Origin of the sequence: Mesorhizobium sp. M2A.F.Ca.ET.046.03.2.1, from assembly GCF_003952425.1 — a bacterium.
Classification (GTDB): Bacteria; Pseudomonadota; Alphaproteobacteria; order Rhizobiales; family Rhizobiaceae; genus Mesorhizobium.
Genome location: NZ_CP034449.1, coordinates 1,954,843 through 1,969,258, shown reverse-complemented (window position 1 = coordinate 1,969,258; position 14,416 = coordinate 1,954,843). Strand labels below are relative to the sequence as shown.

The following is a 14,416-nucleotide window of genomic DNA, read 5'->3' as shown; positions in this document are numbered from 1 at the left end:
GGATGGCCTTTGTAGCTGTCCATGCAGGTTTCCTAACAGAAAAGCCGGGACGAACCCGGCTTTTCTGAGGATATCTCGATTACAAATTGTTTATTGAGCAGGCGCCGCAGGCTTGGCTGGAGCGGTTTCCTCGGTCGGCTTGGCAGCGCCATCCGCCGGCTTGGCGGCTTCGGCCGGCTTTGCCGAGGCGTCGGCGGCGGCGCCCGGCTGCGGCAGCGGCTTCGGATTGTCCGACAGCGTGCGCAGATAGGCGATCACGTTGGCACGGTCTTCTTCCTTCGGCAGGCCGGCGAAGCCCATCGCCGTGCCCTTCACGAACTTCTTCGGCGAGGTGATGAAGTGGTTGAGGTTGTCGTAGGTCCAATGCTCCTGGCCGCCCTTGGAAAAATCCTTCATGCCGGACGAATAGGCAAAGCCCTCGTGCTCGGCGACGGGGCGGTCGACGATGTCCCAGAGATCCGGACCGACCTTGTTCGGACCGCCCTTTTCGCCGGAATGGCAGGCCTGGCACTTCTTGAAGATGGCGGCGCCCGCATCGGCGCTGGCGCTGGCGAGCAGATCGGCGATCGGCTTTTCAGCCGCGGCCGGCGCGGCCGCGCCGCCTTCGGTCGGCTCCTGCGCCTCGATGGCGAAGCCGGGCTTTTCGGGGGCGGGCGAGGCGAACAGCCCGTCCGAGACGAGGCCTATCGAAAAGACGATGAAGCAGGTTCCCAGAAATCCGCCGAGCAGCTTGTTGACTTCGTTGGAATCCATACGCCCCTTGCTCCCTTTTCCGGCGGACCGTCCCGTCCACTCCGTCCGTCGGTATCGCGAACTGCCCTGAAAGGCCAGTCAAACCGGGCGGAAACTAGGTCTTTTGCTCTGGCGTTGCAACACCTATAAGGGCGCTTCCAGTGAGACCTTTTGCCACTTTTCCACCCCTGTTTTTCGACCGCTCCAAAATCCGATGTCAACCTTGATCCTGATCCCCGCCCGCATGGCCTCGACGCGCCTGCCGGGCAAGCCGCTGGCCGACATTGCGGGCGCGCCGATGATCGTCCATGTCGCCCGCCGCGCCGCCGAGGCTGGGCTCGGCCGCGTCGTGGTGGCGACCGACACGCAAGCTGTCGCTGAGGCCGTGCGGGCGCATGGCTTCGAGGCGGTCATGACCCGCATTGGTCACGAATCGGGCTCGGACCGCATCTTCGAGGCGCTGACGGCTCTCGACCCTGAAAAGCAAGTGGAAACGATCGTCAATGTGCAGGGCGACCTGCCGACCATCGATCCCGAGATCATCGGCGCGTCGCTGCGGCCGTTTGAGGACAAATCGGTCGACATCGCCACGCTCGGCGTCGAGATCGTGCGCGACGAGGAAAAGACCAACCCGAATGTGGTCAAGATCGTCGGCTCACCACGTTCCGCGACGCGGTTGAAAGCGCTTTATTTCACCCGCGCCACCGCGCCCTGGGGCGAGGGGCCGCTCTACCATCACATCGGCCTCTACGCCTATCGCCGTGCAGCGCTCGAACGCTTCGTGGCGCTCAAGCCCTCGCCGCTGGAGCGCCGCGAGCGGCTGGAGCAATTGCGGGCGCTGGAAGCCGGCATGCGCATCGACGCCGAGATCGTTCAGTCGCTGCCGCTGGGCGTCGACACGCCGCACGACCTGGAACGCGCCAGGCAGATCCTTTCAAGCTGAGACCATCCGCATGACCGCAAAGACCAACAGAATATCCTTCCAGGGCGAACCCGGCGCCAATTCCGACACGGCGTGCCGCAACATGTTCCCCACCATGGACCCTTTGCCCTGCCCGACCTTCGAGGATGCTTTCAATGCGGTCGAGACCGGCAAGGCCGAGCTCGCCATGATCCCGATCGAGAACACGATCGCCGGCCGGGTCGCCGACATCCATCACCTGTTGCCGGAATCGAAGCTGCACATCGTCGGCGAATATTTCCTGCCGATCCACTTCCAGCTGATGGTGCTGCCGGGAGTGAAGCGCGAAGAGATCAAGACCGTGCACAGCCACATCCACGCGTTGGGACAGTGCCGCAAATATATCCGCAAGAACGGCTGGAAGCCGGTGATCGCCGGTGACACGGCGGGTTCGGCGAAGATGGTGTCGGAGGTCAAGGACCGCACCATGGCCTCGCTGGCGCCGGCTCTTGCCGCGGAGCTTTATGGGCTCGACATCATCGAGAAGAATGTCGAGGACACCGACTCCAACGTCACCCGCTTCGTCGTCTTGACCAAGAACAAGCAATGGGTGGAGCGGCCCACGCCGGACGCCAAGATGATGACGACCTTCATCTTCCGCGTCCGCAACGTGCCTGCCGCGCTCTACAAGGCCATGGGCGGCTTCGCCACCAACGGCATCAACATGACCAAGCTCGAGAGCTACCAACTCGGCGCCTTCACCGCGACGCTGTTCTACGCCGACATCGAAGGCCACCCGGACGATCCGCTGGTCAAGCTGGCGCTTCACGAGCTGAGCTTCTTCTCGCGCGAGATGCGCATCCTTGGCGTCTATCCGGCGAGCGCCTCGCGCGAGCAGTGGAAGGTGGCTGATTAGGGCCACGAATATCGAGCTACAGCATCAGGACAAGTCTACTGGTAGGGCGTGTTCCGTGTGGGGCGGCAGCGGCAAATCAAGGTCACCCACCTCCGGCATAGCCAGCATGTCACCGAGCGACCGCGTTTTGCCGGTGAGCCGTTAATATTCATCGAACGACATGAGGACATGCACTGGCCGCCCACTGTCGGTGATGATCACAGGGCCGTCCTTGGCAGCGCGTTTTGCGCGGCCAAGATCCTGTTTGAGTTCACGGCATGAAAGCGTAGTGATCATATCACTTTCGCAAAACGAGATTGCGTAACCACATCTGATCCGCTTGAGCAGGAATTGCAAGATTGAGCGAATGGATGACCAGCCATATCAAGTGATTGGTTGTGCCGCCGTGCTAGGAGTGTGCCTGGCGGCTCACCCTGTTTTACAACGACTTGCGCTTAGATCACCGCGCCCAACGGCACGTAATCGATCTCCAAGAACTTCTCGACCTCCGGCACCCAGCGATCGCGCACGAACGCAACGTGGTCGGGGTGCTCGTTGTAGCGCGTGTAGGCCGCCTGGTCGGCGAACTCCATCGAGAAGCCGAACTGGTAGTCGTTCTTCGGGCTCACCTGCCGCAGCTGCTCGAAATGCGTGACGCCCTTGATCCCGGTAAGGATTTTCTTCGCGTCGTGCAGGAAGCGCTTTGTCTCCAGCGAATGCGGCTCGTGCTTCAAGGTGAACACCACGGTATGACGGATCATTCTTGCGCTCCTATTCGCTGTCGACCCAGGCGCGGATGAGGTGATGGGCGATCGCCCCTTTCGGCGGCGTAATCAAGCCGTCGGCATGCGTCCTGTCCAGCATCGTGCGCACCTCGGCTCGGAAGAACCAGCGGCAATCCTCCAGCTCGTTGAGGTCAGCCTGGATATCCTCGTTGAGCGGCTCGCCGAAGCAGCCGATCATCAGCGAATAGGGGAACGGCCAGGGCTGGCTGGCGTGGTAGACGACGCGGCCGAGCCGGATGCCGGCCTCTTCCAGCGTCTCGCGCCGCACCGCCGCCTCGATCGTCTCGCCCGGCTCGATGAAGCCGGCAAGCGCCGAATACATGCCCGGCGCGAAATGCCGGCCGCGCCCCAGCAGGCATTTTTCGCGCGTTGCCGTCAGCATGATCGCCACCGGGTCGGTGCGCGGAAAGTGATCGGTGCCGCAGGCCGGACAGTGGCGCCTGTAGCCGCCGGCGCGCATTTCCGAGCGGTTCCCGCATTTCGAGCAGAAGGCGTGGCTGGCGTGCCAAGCGAGCAGCGCCGCTCCTTGCGCCAGCGCGCCGGCCGCCGCCTCGTCGATCAGCCCTTGCATATAGACGGAACGATAGTCGATCGCCTTGACCGTCTCGGGGAGATTTTCCGGCTCAATGCCCGCAGGCACGGCCAGCACCGGGCCTTCCTCTGAGAAGCCGAGCAGCACGCCACGGTCGAGCGAGACATCGAAGGTCTCGCTCTCGGCCACGTTGAACCAGGGGTCGAATTTGCCGCCGTCGAGTTTGAGGTAAAGCCGGCCGGCATGCATCAGCATAAGCCGCGTGGTCTGGTCGGCCAGCGCCTTTTCGACCGCGTCGTCGGCGCGGTTCTCGGACTGCCGGTCGATCCGGTTGCCGGCGAACCCGACAAACTGGCTCGGCTCGCGCAAAGGCGCGTCAAACAGGCGGAAGCTCATGGGGACTCAGGTATGCTGGTGGACACTGGTCAGCTTATAACGCCGCCTTGATCGTTTCGGCAAACCGCCTGATATCGGAGCGCTGATAGGGTTCGCGTATGCCGTGCCCCCAGACCGGACCCGGCCAGCCGGGGTCGCCCTCGGAGCGGGCGACGACATGGACATGCAGCTGGCGCACGATGTTGCCCAGAGCGCCGGTGTTTATCTTGGTGCAGCCGGTCACCCGCTTCAGCGCCTGCGCCACCATATTGGTCTCGAAGGTCAGCATCGCCTGGTCGAGCGGCGTCATTTCGTGCAACTCCTCGATGCCCGGACGCTGCGGCACCAGCACTAGCCACGGCCAGCGGCGATCATTCATCAATCGGAGTTCGCAAAGGCCAAGCCACATAAGCTGCTCGCTGTCCGCCTCCAGACGGGCGTCCAGCGTGAAACCGGCCTTGAGGCCAGGCAGCATGGGCGTTTCCTTTGTTTCTTGTAGCATTCTTCAAACCAACGAACGCTAGAGCGGCGGCAAGGTGGCTGCAAGCGATTCATTGACCGCTCTTGGCGATTTGAGGGACTTTCCGGTCTCCATATGGCCGCAGGCTCCGGCTCTGCCCTTGCATTTCGCCGCTGAATTGCCGATATGGAGCGCGGGAGGTTGGTGGTGGACGATCCACTCGCCAACCGGGTCAGGTCCGGAAGGAAGCAGCCCTAACGAGCCCGGAACGGGTCATTGTTCCAGCCTCCCACCTCTTCGCCTTTCTCCCGCGACATTGACGGCGCCAAGCCGTGCGGGCGAGACTATGCGCAGGAATCGGCCGCCTTCCGTCGCGGTCCTGGGAGCTTTTGACGGCGAATGAGCGAAGCCGGAAACTTGGGGACGGAAAGCCTGGAGACCGGTAAGGCCGGCGCCTATCGCGTCCTGGCGCGTAAATATCGTCCCTCGAATTTCTCCGAGCTGATCGGCCAGGAGCCGATGGTCCGCACGCTGACCAATGCCTTTGCCACCGGCCGCATCGCCCAGGCCTGGATGCTGACCGGCGTCCGCGGCGTCGGCAAGACGACGACAGCGCGCATCCTCGCGCGTGCCCTCAACTACAAGACGGCGACCGTCGACCAGCCCTCCGTCGACCTTTCGGTCCCCGGCGAGCACTGCCAGGCGATCATGGAAGGCCGCCATGTCGACGTCATCGAGATGGACGCCGCCTCGCACACCGGCATCGACGACATCAGGGACATCATCGACCGCGTGCGCTACGCGCCGGTCTCGGCCCGCTACAAGGTCTACATCATCGACGAAGTGCACATGCTCTCAACCCAGGCCTTCAACGGCCTGCTGAAGACGCTGGAAGAGCCGCCGCCGCACGTCAAATTCATCTTCGCCACGACCGAGATCCGCAAGGTGCCGATCACGGTCCTGTCGCGCTGCCAGCGCTTCGATTTGAGGCGCATCGATGCCGGCGCGCTGGTCGGGCATCTGTCCTCGATTGCCGCCAAGGAAGGCATTTCCGTCGACGACGACGCGCTCGCCATGATCGCGCGCGCCGCCGAAGGCTCGGCGCGCGATTCGCTGTCCATTCTCGATCAGGCGATCGCCCATGGCAGCGGCACCGTCAGCGCCGATGCGGTGCGCGCAATGCTCGGCCTCGCCGACCGCGCCCGCATCATCGACCTGTTCGAGCACGTCATGAAGGGCGACGTCGCGGCGGCGCTCGCCGAGTTCCGCGCGCAATACGACACCGGCGCCGATCCGGCCGCCGTGCTCACCGACCTTGCCGAGTTCAACCACCTCGTCACCCGCCTGCGCTTCGTGCCGGCCGCGGCCGACGATGCGTCGCTTTCCGAGGACGAGCGCCGGCGCGGCGCCGAATTCGCAGGCACGCTCTCGGTGCGCGTGCTGTCGCGGACCTGGCAGATGCTGCTCAAGGGCATTCCCGAGGTGCAGTCCTCCAACCGGCCGGTCAGCGCCGGCGAGATGGTGCTGATCAGGCTGGCGCATGCCGCCGATCTGCCGACGCTGGACGAGGCGCTGAAATCGCTGGAAGGCGCGGGTCCTCTGCCGAATGGCGCGCCGCGCGCCAATGGCGCACCGGCAAATCCAGGCAATGGCGGCGGCGCCGGTGCCGTGGCGCAGGCGCGGATCCCCAGTTCAAATGGCGGCGCCCAGACGATGCGGCTGGTCGAGGCGCAGCCTGTGCCGGAGGCCTACGTTCCGCAACCGGCGCCGGTCGCCGAAGCGCCCGTCGTTCCGGTGAAATCGCTGGCCGACATCGTCGCGCTCGCCGACGCCAATCGCGACATCGCCTTCAAGGTGCAACTGAAGCGTTACGTGCGGCCGGTGCGCATCGAGCCCGGTCGTCTCGACGTCACCCTGACCGACGACGCGCCGAAGATGCTGCTCAACGACCTGACCTCCAAGCTGCGCGCCTGGACCGGCCGCAACTGGCTGGTGTCGCTGTCGAAGGAAGAGGGCGGCCAGACACTGGCCGAGATGGAGACGACCAAGCGCGAGAACGCCTTCTCCGACGCCAAGGCGGATCCGACTGTCGCGGCCATCCTTGCTCGCTTCCCGGGCGCCAAGATCATCGACGTGCGCATTCCGGATGTGCCGGACGTGGAAGAGGCCGAAGCCGAAGTTCCGGTCGAGCCTGCGTCCGACGACGACGAAATCTGAAACAATCTTAGAGGACCACCCCGATGAAAGATCTTCTCGGCCTGATGGGCAAGGCGAAGGAAATGCAGGCCAAGTTCCAGGCCATGCAGGACGAGATCGCCACGCTTGAAGCCACCGGCCAGGCTGGCGGCGGCCTGGTCAGCATCACGCTCACCGGCAAGTTCGAGATGAAGGCGCTGAAGATCGATCCGTCGCTGATCAAGGCGGACGAAGCCGAGATCCTCGAGGACCTCATCCTGGCCGCCCACAATGACGCCAAAAGTAAGGTCGAGCAGGTCATGCAGGAGAAGACCAAGGCGTTGACGGCGGGCCTGCCGATTCCCCCTGGAATGAAATTGCCGTTCTGAGGCAGCCTCCAGTTAATTGATTATGAACGGAAATCGAGTCCGGACGGCAATATTACCCATTTTGCCGGCAATGCTCACGGGCTCATTTCGCGGCTTTCATAAAGTTTTACCCAAGTCCAGAAATTGCTAACCCTCTAGCCATCTTTTTGCCTGAAAGAGTCTCATTCCTGCCACATCTCGGGGCGGGCTGGCATCTTGGACATGAGGCTTTTTTGGTGATCGCGAAGCGATGGAAGACGCCGCTGCTGCTTATCGGCATCGTCACTTCCCCCTTGCTCCTGGCCGGCTGCAGCCAGACCACTTCCTCCCATGGCATGTCGGTGTCGGGACTGACCGATGCGCTGACGCCGAGCTTCCTCACGCGTTCCTCCAGCCACTCGCTGAAGGACAAGGAATGCCTGCAAAGGGCGATGTTCTTCGAATCGAACCGGTCGAGCCGCGATGGCATGATCGCTGTCGGCACGGTCGTGATGAACCGTCTGCGTTCAGGCCAGCATGGCAGCACCATCTGCGACGTCGTCGGCGAGAAGGGCCAGTTCGCGCCGGGCGTTCTGACGCGGCCGATGAATTCCAGGGCGCTGCCCGATGTCGAGGCAGCCGCCGATGCGGTGCTGAGAGGCGAGCGCAAGGCCAAGCTCAAGAACACGATGTATTTCCACACCGCCGGCCTGCGCTTCCCCTACAAGAACATGCATTACACGATGGTGGCCGGGGGCAACGCCTTCTATGAGAAGCGCGGCCGCAATTGGCAGCCGCTGCCGGATGAGCCGATGGTCGCCATGGCCTCCGACAAACAGCAGAAGATTGATCCAACCGCTCCCGTGCTGATGGCCTCCGCCGAGCCGGTGGTCAAGACGATCGTACGGCAGGATCCGGCCAAGCAGGTCGCGACCGATGCGGCCGAACCGACGCTTCCGGCCAAGGCGGCAATCGTTCCGGCCGAAGAGACCTATGTGACGGCTTCCGCAGCACCATCCGTCCCTTCCGCGAAGTCCGGCCGCCTCGCGCAGAAGCCGACGGTCGTGGCGATGCAGGAACAGATGGCCGAACCGGACGCCTCGCGTTTCGGCGGCACGCTCAAGGGCCGTTACATCACCTCGGTGCCCAAAGCGACGCAGGAAGCGGCGATGGGCTTCCGGTCGACGCCTGAGAACACCGACGCCATCGGCGCGATGATCGTCAGCCAGGACCGGCCGCTCGAAACCAACTGAACCCGATTGCATCCGACGCAGGGCCCGTCATGGCAGCATGGCGGGGCCTGTGTCGTTGCGGCTGTTCCAAACCGCTCGGAAAAATCCTAGATCAAGGCGATGTCGAAGAGAATCGCCGGTCCGGAAATCGAACGCCTGATCCAGCTCCTGGCCAAGGTGCCGGGGCTTGGGCCGCGCTCGGCCAGGCGCGCCGCGCTCCATCTCATCAAGAAGAAGGAGCAGCTGCTCGAGCCTTTGGCCGCCGCCATGGGCGAGGCGGTCGACAAGGTGCGCATCTGCTCGACCTGCGGCAATGTCGACACCTCCGACCCTTGCATGATCTGCACCGATCCACGCCGCGACGCCGGCACGCTGATCGTCGTCGAGGATGTCTCCGACCTCTGGGCGCTGGAGCGCGCGGCCGCCATGAACGTGCGCTACCATGTGCTCGGCGGCACGCTGTCGCCGCTCGACGGCATCGGTCCCGACCAGCTCAACATCCGCTCTTTGGTCGACCGCGTCGCCGGTGGCGAGGTGAAGGAAGTCATCCTTGCGGTCAACGCCACCGTCGAGGGGCAGACGACCGCGCATTATTTGACGGATCAGTTGTCGGGCTTCGATGTGAAGGTGACGAGGCTGGCGCATGGCGTGCCGGTCGGCGGCGAGCTGGATTATCTCGACGAAGGAACGCTGGCCGCGGCGCTGCGATCGAGAACGGCATTTTGAGGGGACTGCGAAGGGGCGGGGAATGACTGGAATAAATCCTTCGAAGTTAGCGCCAGGGCCCCCTCTCTGTCCTGCCGGACTGTCCGGCAGGACAGAGAGGGGGGCGACAGAACGAGGCTTTTCCAAATACAGCCTCGCATTTCTTCTGCTCGCAATATTCAGCCTCATTCTCACCACTCCCACCCGTGCCGCCCCCATCGACGACCAGTTCCAAGCCTGGCTTCGAACCGATCTCTGGCCCGAAGCCAAATCCAAGGGCATCTCGAAAAAGACCTTCGACGAGGCCTTCCTTGGCGTGAAGCCGAACCTCAAGCTGCCAGATCTCGTCCTGCCCGGCGAAAAGCCCACGACACCTGAGAAGCAGCACCAGGCCGAGTTCGGTCCGCCAGCCAACTATTTCGCCGAGAAGATCATCCGCGCCGTCACCACGGGCGGGCGGGCGCGCGAGAGCGCCAATTCAAGAGTGCTCGGGCTGATCGAGAAGCGCTACGGCGTGCCCGGTGAGATCGTGCTGGCGATCTGGGGCCGCGAGACCGGCTTCGGCGCGGCCAAGATGCCTTACGATGCCTTCGAGGTGCTGGGCACCAAGGCGTTCATGTCGACCAAGAAAGACTTCTTCCGCACGGAGGTGCTGGCGGCGCTCGACATCGTCGAGCGCGGGCTGGCGCCGGTCAATGCGATGAAATCGTCCTGGGCCGGCGCGCTCGGCCAGCCGCAATTCATGCCAACCTCGTTCCTCAAGCACGCCGTTGACTTCGACGGCGATGGCCGGCCCGACATCTGGAATTCGACGCCCGACGTGCTCGCCTCGATCGCCAACTACCTCGTCCACTATGGCTGGCTGAGGGGGCGCGGCTGGGGCGTCGAGGTGACCGTGCCGGCAAACGTTTCCTGTGCGCTCGAAGGACCCGACCAGGGCAAGAAGGTATCCGACTGGGTGGCGATGGGCATCAGGCGTGCCGACAACAAGGCGTTTCAGGCAAGCGAATTGAAGGCTGAGGGCCTTCTGCTGATGCCGGCCGGGCGCAGCGGACCTGCCTTCATCGTCACGCCGAACTTCTATGTCATCAAGCAATACAACAACAGCGATCTCTACGGCCTGTTCATCGGCCATGCCGCCGACCGCATCGCCAAGGGCGACGCCACCTTTGCCGGCAGTTGGGGGCCGGTCGGCGATCTGCACCGCTCCGACATCGCCGCCTTGCAGCGGGCGCTGGAAGCCAAGGGCTACGACGTCGGCAGCGCCGACGGCCTGCCCGGCTTCAAGACGCGCCGCTCGATCGGCGTCTGGCAGGCCAAGAACGGCAAGCCCGCCACCTGCTTTCCAGATGCAGGCTTGGTCGCGCAGTTGAAATAGCGGCGACTTCCAGGGCTCGAACACAGGCAGATTTTTCTCGACCGGCGGCTGCAATTAGCCGGCGCATGGGTCGACGGATCGCTGCCCATTTGGTCCGATATGCCGCCTGGTAAAAATCCATGCGGCCGAGCGGACGGGATCGAATAGGGAGTTGACCAACTGGACAAAAAACACGACGGTAAGCGGTCAAAGCCGTTGCCGGCCTTGCCAAGAACAATACGCCCTGAGCCGGGAACTCAGGTCAACAAGAACAGGGAACGATCATCATGATGCTGGAAAAGTTTGCCGTCCGTAGCTTGCTTGCAGGTGTGGCGATGACCGCGCTGCTCGCGACGCCTGCCTTCGCCGTCACGCCCGCCGACACGCTGGTCGAAGGCTTCGCCATCGACGACATCATCTCGATGGATCCGGGCGAGGCGTTCGAGCTGTCGACCGCCGAGGTCACCGGCAACACCTATGATCTGCTGGTCCGCCTCGATCTCAGCGACACCTCGAAGGTCAAGCCCGACCTCGCCGAGAGCTGGACGGTGTCCGACGACGGCCTGACCTACACCTTCAAGCTCAAGCCAGGCATGAAGTTCGCGTCCGGCAATCCGATCACCGCCGCCGATGTCGCCTATTCCTTCGAGCGCGCCATCAAGCTCGACAAGAGCCCGGCCTTCATCATCAACCAGTTCGGCATCAGCGGCGACAATGTCGCCGAGAAGGCCAAGGCGGTCGATGACACCACCTTCCAGTTCGTCGTCGACAAGGCTTACGCGCCGAGCTTCGTGCTCAACTGCCTGTCCGCCACTGTCGCCTCCGTCGTGGACTCGAAGCTGGTCAAGGAGCATGTCGCCGCCGTCACGCCGAGCGCGGACTACAAATGGGATAACGACTTCGGCAACGCCTGGCTGAAGACCGGCTATGCCGGTTCAGGCCAATACAAGTTGCGCGAATGGCGCGCCAACGAAGCCGTCGTTCTGGAGCGCAATGACAATTACAATGGCGAGAAGGCCAAGCTCGCGCGCGTCATCTACCGCAACATGAAGGAAAGCTCGGCGCAGCGCCTGGCGTTGGAGGCGGGCGATATCGACGTCGCCCGCAACCTCGAGCCGAACGATCTCGACGCCATCGCCAAGAATGCCGACCTCACCACCACCAGCGCGCCGAAGGGCACGGTCTATTACATCAGCCTTAACCAGAAGAATCCGAACCTCGCCAAGCCGGAAGTTCGCCAGGCGTTCAAATATCTGGTCGACTATGACGCACTGAGCACCACCATCCTCAAGGGCATCGGCGAGATCCACCAGTCCTTCCTGCCCAAGGGCGACCTTGGCGCGATCGACGACAACCCGTTCAAGCTCGACGTCGCCAAGGCCAAGGAATTGCTCGCCAAGGCCGGCCTGGCGGATGGTTTCAAGGTGACGATGGACGTTCGCACCGGCCAGCCGACCACCGGGATGGCGGAATCGATCCAGCAGACGCTCGGCCAGGCCGGCATCCAGTTGGAGATCATCCCAGGCGATGGTAAGCAGACGCTTACCAAATATCGCGCCCGCAACCACGACATCTATATCGGCAACTGGGGCCAGGACTATTTCGATCCCAATTCGAACGCGCAGACCTTCGCCTCCAATCCGGACAATTCCGACGCCGCCAAGATCAAGACATTGGCCTGGCGCAATGCCTGGGACATCCCGGACCTGACCAAGCAGACCGAGGCGGCGCTTCTGGAAAAGGATTCGGCCAAGCGCGCCGACATGTACAAGGATCTGCAGCAGAAGATCCTCGACACCAGCCCCTTCGTCATCATCCACCAGCAGCTGGAAGTGGCGGGGCTGCGCAAGAACCTCAAGGGCTTCGCGCTCGGCCCGAGCTTCGACACCAACTTCGTCGGTCCGGTCTCGAAGGAATAGCGTCCTCGGACGCCCCGTGAGCGTAGCTGAAAACCAGGCGGCGGCAGGGCGCGGCAGCGCCCGCGCCGTCGCCATTCTATCCTCGCTCGGCCGCTTCCTGGTCGTCGCGGTGACGACCTATCTCGGCCTGCTCGCGGTGACCTTCTTCATCGGCCGCGTCATACCGATCGATCCGGTGCTGGCTGTCCTCGGCGATCGCGCGCCGACCGCCGTCGTCGAGCGCACGCGCCGCGAGATGGGGCTCGACCTGCCCTGGATCGAGCAGTTCTACATCTATGTCAAAGCAGCGCTGAGGGGCGACTTCGGCACCTCGGTGCTGACCACCAATCCGGTGATGTCCGATATCCGCCGCGTCTTTCCGGCGACCATCGAGTTGGCGACGCTGGGCACGATCATCGGTGCCGTCATCGGCGTGCCGCTCGGGGTGCTGGCCGCTGTCAAGCGCGGCAGCCTGATCGACCAGATCGCCCGCGTCGTCGGCCTCATCGGCTATTCCGTGCCGATCTTCTGGCTGGGACTGCTCGGCCTGGTGCTGTTCTACGCCAAGCTGCAATGGATCGCTTTCCCGGCGCGGCTCGACGTCGTCTATGAATACACCTTCACGCCGATCACCGGCTTCTACCTGCTCGATGCCGCGATCCAGGGGCAGTGGGACGTCTTCCACGACGCCTGGCGTCATATCGTCCTGCCGGCCGCGCTGCTCGGCTATCTGTCGCTCGCCTATATCAGCCGCATGACCCGCTCCTTCATGCTGAACGAGCTGGCGCAGGAATATGTCGTCGCGGCGCGTGCCAAGGGCCTGTCGGAGACGCGCGTCATCTGGGGCCATGCGCTGCGCAATGCCGCCGTGCCCATGGTCACCGTGATCGCGCTTTCCTATGCAAACCTGCTCGAAGGCTCGGTGCTGACCGAGACCGTCTTCTCCTGGCCGGGCATCGGCCTCTACATCACCAATTCGCTGCAGAATGCCGACATGAATGCCGTGCTCGGCGGCACCATCGCCATCGGCTCGGTGTTCATCGCCATCAACCTCCTGTCCGATCTGCTCTACCGGCTGCTCGATCCGAGGACGAAGATCGGATGAGCGCTGAAACCATCCAATCCAGGCGCGAATGGCTGCTCAGCGACCGGCCGGCATCGCGCCTGCAGGCAAGGCTCGGCCGCGCCTATGTGTCCTGGCGGCGTTTTTCCGCCAACCGGCTGGCGCTGGTCGGCATGCTCATCATCATCGCGCTGCTGGTGGTCGCGGCTTTTGCCGATGTGCTGGCGCCCTATTCGCCGACTGTCGGCGATCTGAAGAACGCCCGCCTGCTGGCGCCGAGCGCCGCGCATTGGTTCGGCACCGACGACCTTGGCCGCGACATCTATTCGCGCATCGTCTACGGCGCGCGCTGGACCCTTTATGTGGTCATCCTCGTCGCCATCATCGCCGCGCCCATCGGCCTTTTGGTCGGTACCGTCGCCGGTTACGCCGGCGGCTGGACCGACACGATCCTGATGCGCGTCACCGACATCTTCCTTGCCTTTCCGAAGCTGGTGCTGGCGCTCGCCTTCGTGGCCGCGCTCGGCCCAGGCATCGAGAATGCGGTGCTGGCGATCGCAATCACCTCCTGGCCGCCCTATGCGCGCATCGCCCGCGCCGAAACGCTGACGGTGCGCAACTCCGATTACATCAAGGCGGTGCAACTGATGGGCGCCTCGCCTGTCCGCATCGTGCTGCGCCACATCATGCCGCTCTGCATCTCCTCGCTGATCATCCGGGTGACGCTGGACATGGCGGGCATCATCCTGACCGCCGCCGGCCTCGGCTTCCTCGGCCTCGGCGCGCAGCCGCCGCTGCCCGAATGGGGCGCGATGATTGCGTCCGGCCGCCGCTTCATCCTCGACCAGTGGTGGGTGGCCGCGGCCCCCGGTGCCGCGATCCTTATCGTCAGCCTCGGCTTCAACCTGCTTGGCGACGGCCTGCGCGACGCGCTTGATCCCCGGAGTGGCGACCAATGA

The 14,416-nt window shown here is 63.7% G+C and carries 14 protein-coding genes, 1 other RNA gene and 1 pseudogene; 11 read left to right on the top strand and 5 right to left on the bottom strand.

The features are described 5' to 3' along the window. Positions 1–90: 90 nt before the first annotated feature. The gene (locus tag EJ072_RS09415; RefSeq protein WP_126079448.1) at positions 91–753 is read right to left on the bottom strand and encodes a cytochrome c family protein; all 663 of its coding nucleotides are present in this window, start codon (positions 751–753) and stop codon (positions 91–93) included. 193 nt (positions 754–946) lie between these two features. Between EJ072_RS09415 and EJ072_RS09410 the strand changes: the two genes are divergently transcribed. Both EJ072_RS09410 and EJ072_RS09405 read left to right on the top strand, forming a co-directional pair. After that, positions 947–1,675, top strand: coding sequence for a 3-deoxy-manno-octulosonate cytidylyltransferase (locus EJ072_RS09410; RefSeq protein ID WP_126079447.1), 729 nt, complete (start codon positions 947–949; stop codon positions 1,673–1,675). Between the two features lie 10 nt (positions 1,676–1,685). Further along, positions 1,686–2,549, top strand: a complete 864-nt coding sequence (locus EJ072_RS09405) for a prephenate dehydratase (protein ID WP_126079446.1) — start codon at positions 1,686–1,688, stop codon at positions 2,547–2,549. 24 nt (positions 2,550–2,573) lie between these two features. Here the strand turns inward: EJ072_RS09405 and EJ072_RS09400 are convergent. The 4 genes and pseudogenes from EJ072_RS09400 to EJ072_RS09385 all read right to left on the bottom strand — a co-directional run bounded on the left by EJ072_RS09400 (position 2,574) and on the right by EJ072_RS09385 (position 4,695). Further along, positions 2,574–2,825 (bottom strand): annotated as a pseudogene (locus EJ072_RS09400) (type II toxin-antitoxin system Phd/YefM family antitoxin). A 158-nt stretch (positions 2,826–2,983) separates the two neighbouring features. Next, on the bottom strand, positions 2,984–3,289 hold the full coding sequence (locus tag EJ072_RS09395) for a Dabb family protein (RefSeq protein WP_126079445.1): 306 nt from the start codon (positions 3,287–3,289) through the stop codon (positions 2,984–2,986). A gap of 10 nt (positions 3,290–3,299) precedes the next feature. After that, the gene (gene nudC, locus EJ072_RS09390; RefSeq protein WP_126079444.1) at positions 3,300–4,241 is read right to left on the bottom strand and encodes an NAD(+) diphosphatase; all 942 of its coding nucleotides are present in this window, start codon (positions 4,239–4,241) and stop codon (positions 3,300–3,302) included. 34 nt (positions 4,242–4,275) lie between these two features. Further along, positions 4,276–4,695, bottom strand: coding sequence for an HIT family protein (locus EJ072_RS09385; RefSeq protein WP_112127995.1), 420 nt, complete (start codon positions 4,693–4,695; stop codon positions 4,276–4,278). Between the two features lie 181 nt (positions 4,696–4,876). Between EJ072_RS09385 and ffs the strand changes: the two genes are divergently transcribed. From ffs to nikC, 9 genes are all read left to right on the top strand, one after another. Beyond that, positions 4,877–4,973: signal recognition particle sRNA small type (gene ffs, locus EJ072_RS09380), an RNA gene on the top strand. 106 nt (positions 4,974–5,079) lie between these two features. Next, positions 5,080–6,897 (top strand): DNA polymerase III subunit gamma/tau, encoded by a 1,818-nt coding sequence (locus tag EJ072_RS09375; RefSeq protein WP_126079443.1) that lies wholly within the window; start codon positions 5,080–5,082, stop codon positions 6,895–6,897. Positions 6,898–6,920: 23 nt separating this feature from the next. Then, entirely contained in the window at positions 6,921–7,244 is a 324-nt protein-coding gene (locus EJ072_RS09370) for a YbaB/EbfC family nucleoid-associated protein (RefSeq protein WP_112127993.1), read from the top strand. Between the two features lie 215 nt (positions 7,245–7,459). Beyond that, positions 7,460–8,455, top strand: coding sequence for a cell wall hydrolase (locus EJ072_RS09365; RefSeq protein ID WP_126079442.1), 996 nt, complete (start codon positions 7,460–7,462; stop codon positions 8,453–8,455). 99 nt (positions 8,456–8,554) lie between these two features. Next, positions 8,555–9,160, top strand: coding sequence for a recombination mediator RecR (gene recR / locus EJ072_RS09360; protein WP_126079441.1), 606 nt, complete (start codon positions 8,555–8,557; stop codon positions 9,158–9,160). A gap of 79 nt (positions 9,161–9,239) precedes the next feature. Further along, positions 9,240–10,517, top strand: coding sequence for a lytic murein transglycosylase (locus EJ072_RS09355; RefSeq protein ID WP_245467351.1), 1,278 nt, complete (start codon positions 9,240–9,242; stop codon positions 10,515–10,517). Positions 10,518–10,783: 266 nt separating this feature from the next. Beyond that, entirely contained in the window at positions 10,784–12,415 is a 1,632-nt protein-coding gene (locus EJ072_RS09350; protein WP_126079439.1) for an ABC transporter substrate-binding protein, read from the top strand. 16 nt (positions 12,416–12,431) lie between these two features. Beyond that, complete coding sequence (locus tag EJ072_RS09345; protein WP_126079438.1) at positions 12,432–13,499, top strand: ABC transporter permease; 1,068 nt, start codon at positions 12,432–12,434, stop codon at positions 13,497–13,499. Then, positions 13,496–14,416 carry a nickel transporter permease gene (gene nikC / locus EJ072_RS09340; protein WP_126079437.1) on the top strand — a complete coding sequence of 307 codons (921 nt, stop codon included), beginning with the start codon at positions 13,496–13,498 and terminating at the stop codon, positions 14,414–14,416. The genes EJ072_RS09345 and nikC overlap by 4 nt, the downstream gene beginning before the upstream one ends.

Coding starts and splice junctions, on each gene's coding strand:
- EJ072_RS09350 (WP_126079439.1), top strand. CDS start 10,784: ATGATGCTGGAAAAGTTTGCCGTCCGTAGCTTGCTTGCAGGTGTGGCG.
- EJ072_RS09410 (WP_126079447.1), top strand. CDS start 947: ATGTCAACCTTGATCCTGATCCCCGCCCGCATGGCCTCGACGCGCCTG.
- EJ072_RS09385 (WP_112127995.1), bottom strand. CDS start 4,695: ATGCTGCCTGGCCTCAAGGCCGGTTTCACGCTGGACGCCCGTCTGGAG.
- EJ072_RS09405 (WP_126079446.1), top strand. CDS start 1,686: ATGACCGCAAAGACCAACAGAATATCCTTCCAGGGCGAACCCGGCGCC.
- EJ072_RS09395 (WP_126079445.1), bottom strand. CDS start 3,289: ATGATCCGTCATACCGTGGTGTTCACCTTGAAGCACGAGCCGCATTCG.
- EJ072_RS09370 (WP_112127993.1), top strand. CDS start 6,921: ATGAAAGATCTTCTCGGCCTGATGGGCAAGGCGAAGGAAATGCAGGCC.
- recR (WP_126079441.1), top strand. CDS start 8,555: ATGTCGAAGAGAATCGCCGGTCCGGAAATCGAACGCCTGATCCAGCTC.
- EJ072_RS09415 (WP_126079448.1), bottom strand. CDS start 753: ATGGATTCCAACGAAGTCAACAAGCTGCTCGGCGGATTTCTGGGAACC.
- nikC (WP_126079437.1), top strand. CDS start 13,496: ATGAGCGCTGAAACCATCCAATCCAGGCGCGAATGGCTGCTCAGCGAC.
- EJ072_RS09375 (WP_126079443.1), top strand. CDS start 5,080: ATGAGCGAAGCCGGAAACTTGGGGACGGAAAGCCTGGAGACCGGTAAG.
- nudC (WP_126079444.1), bottom strand. CDS start 4,241: ATGAGCTTCCGCCTGTTTGACGCGCCTTTGCGCGAGCCGAGCCAGTTT.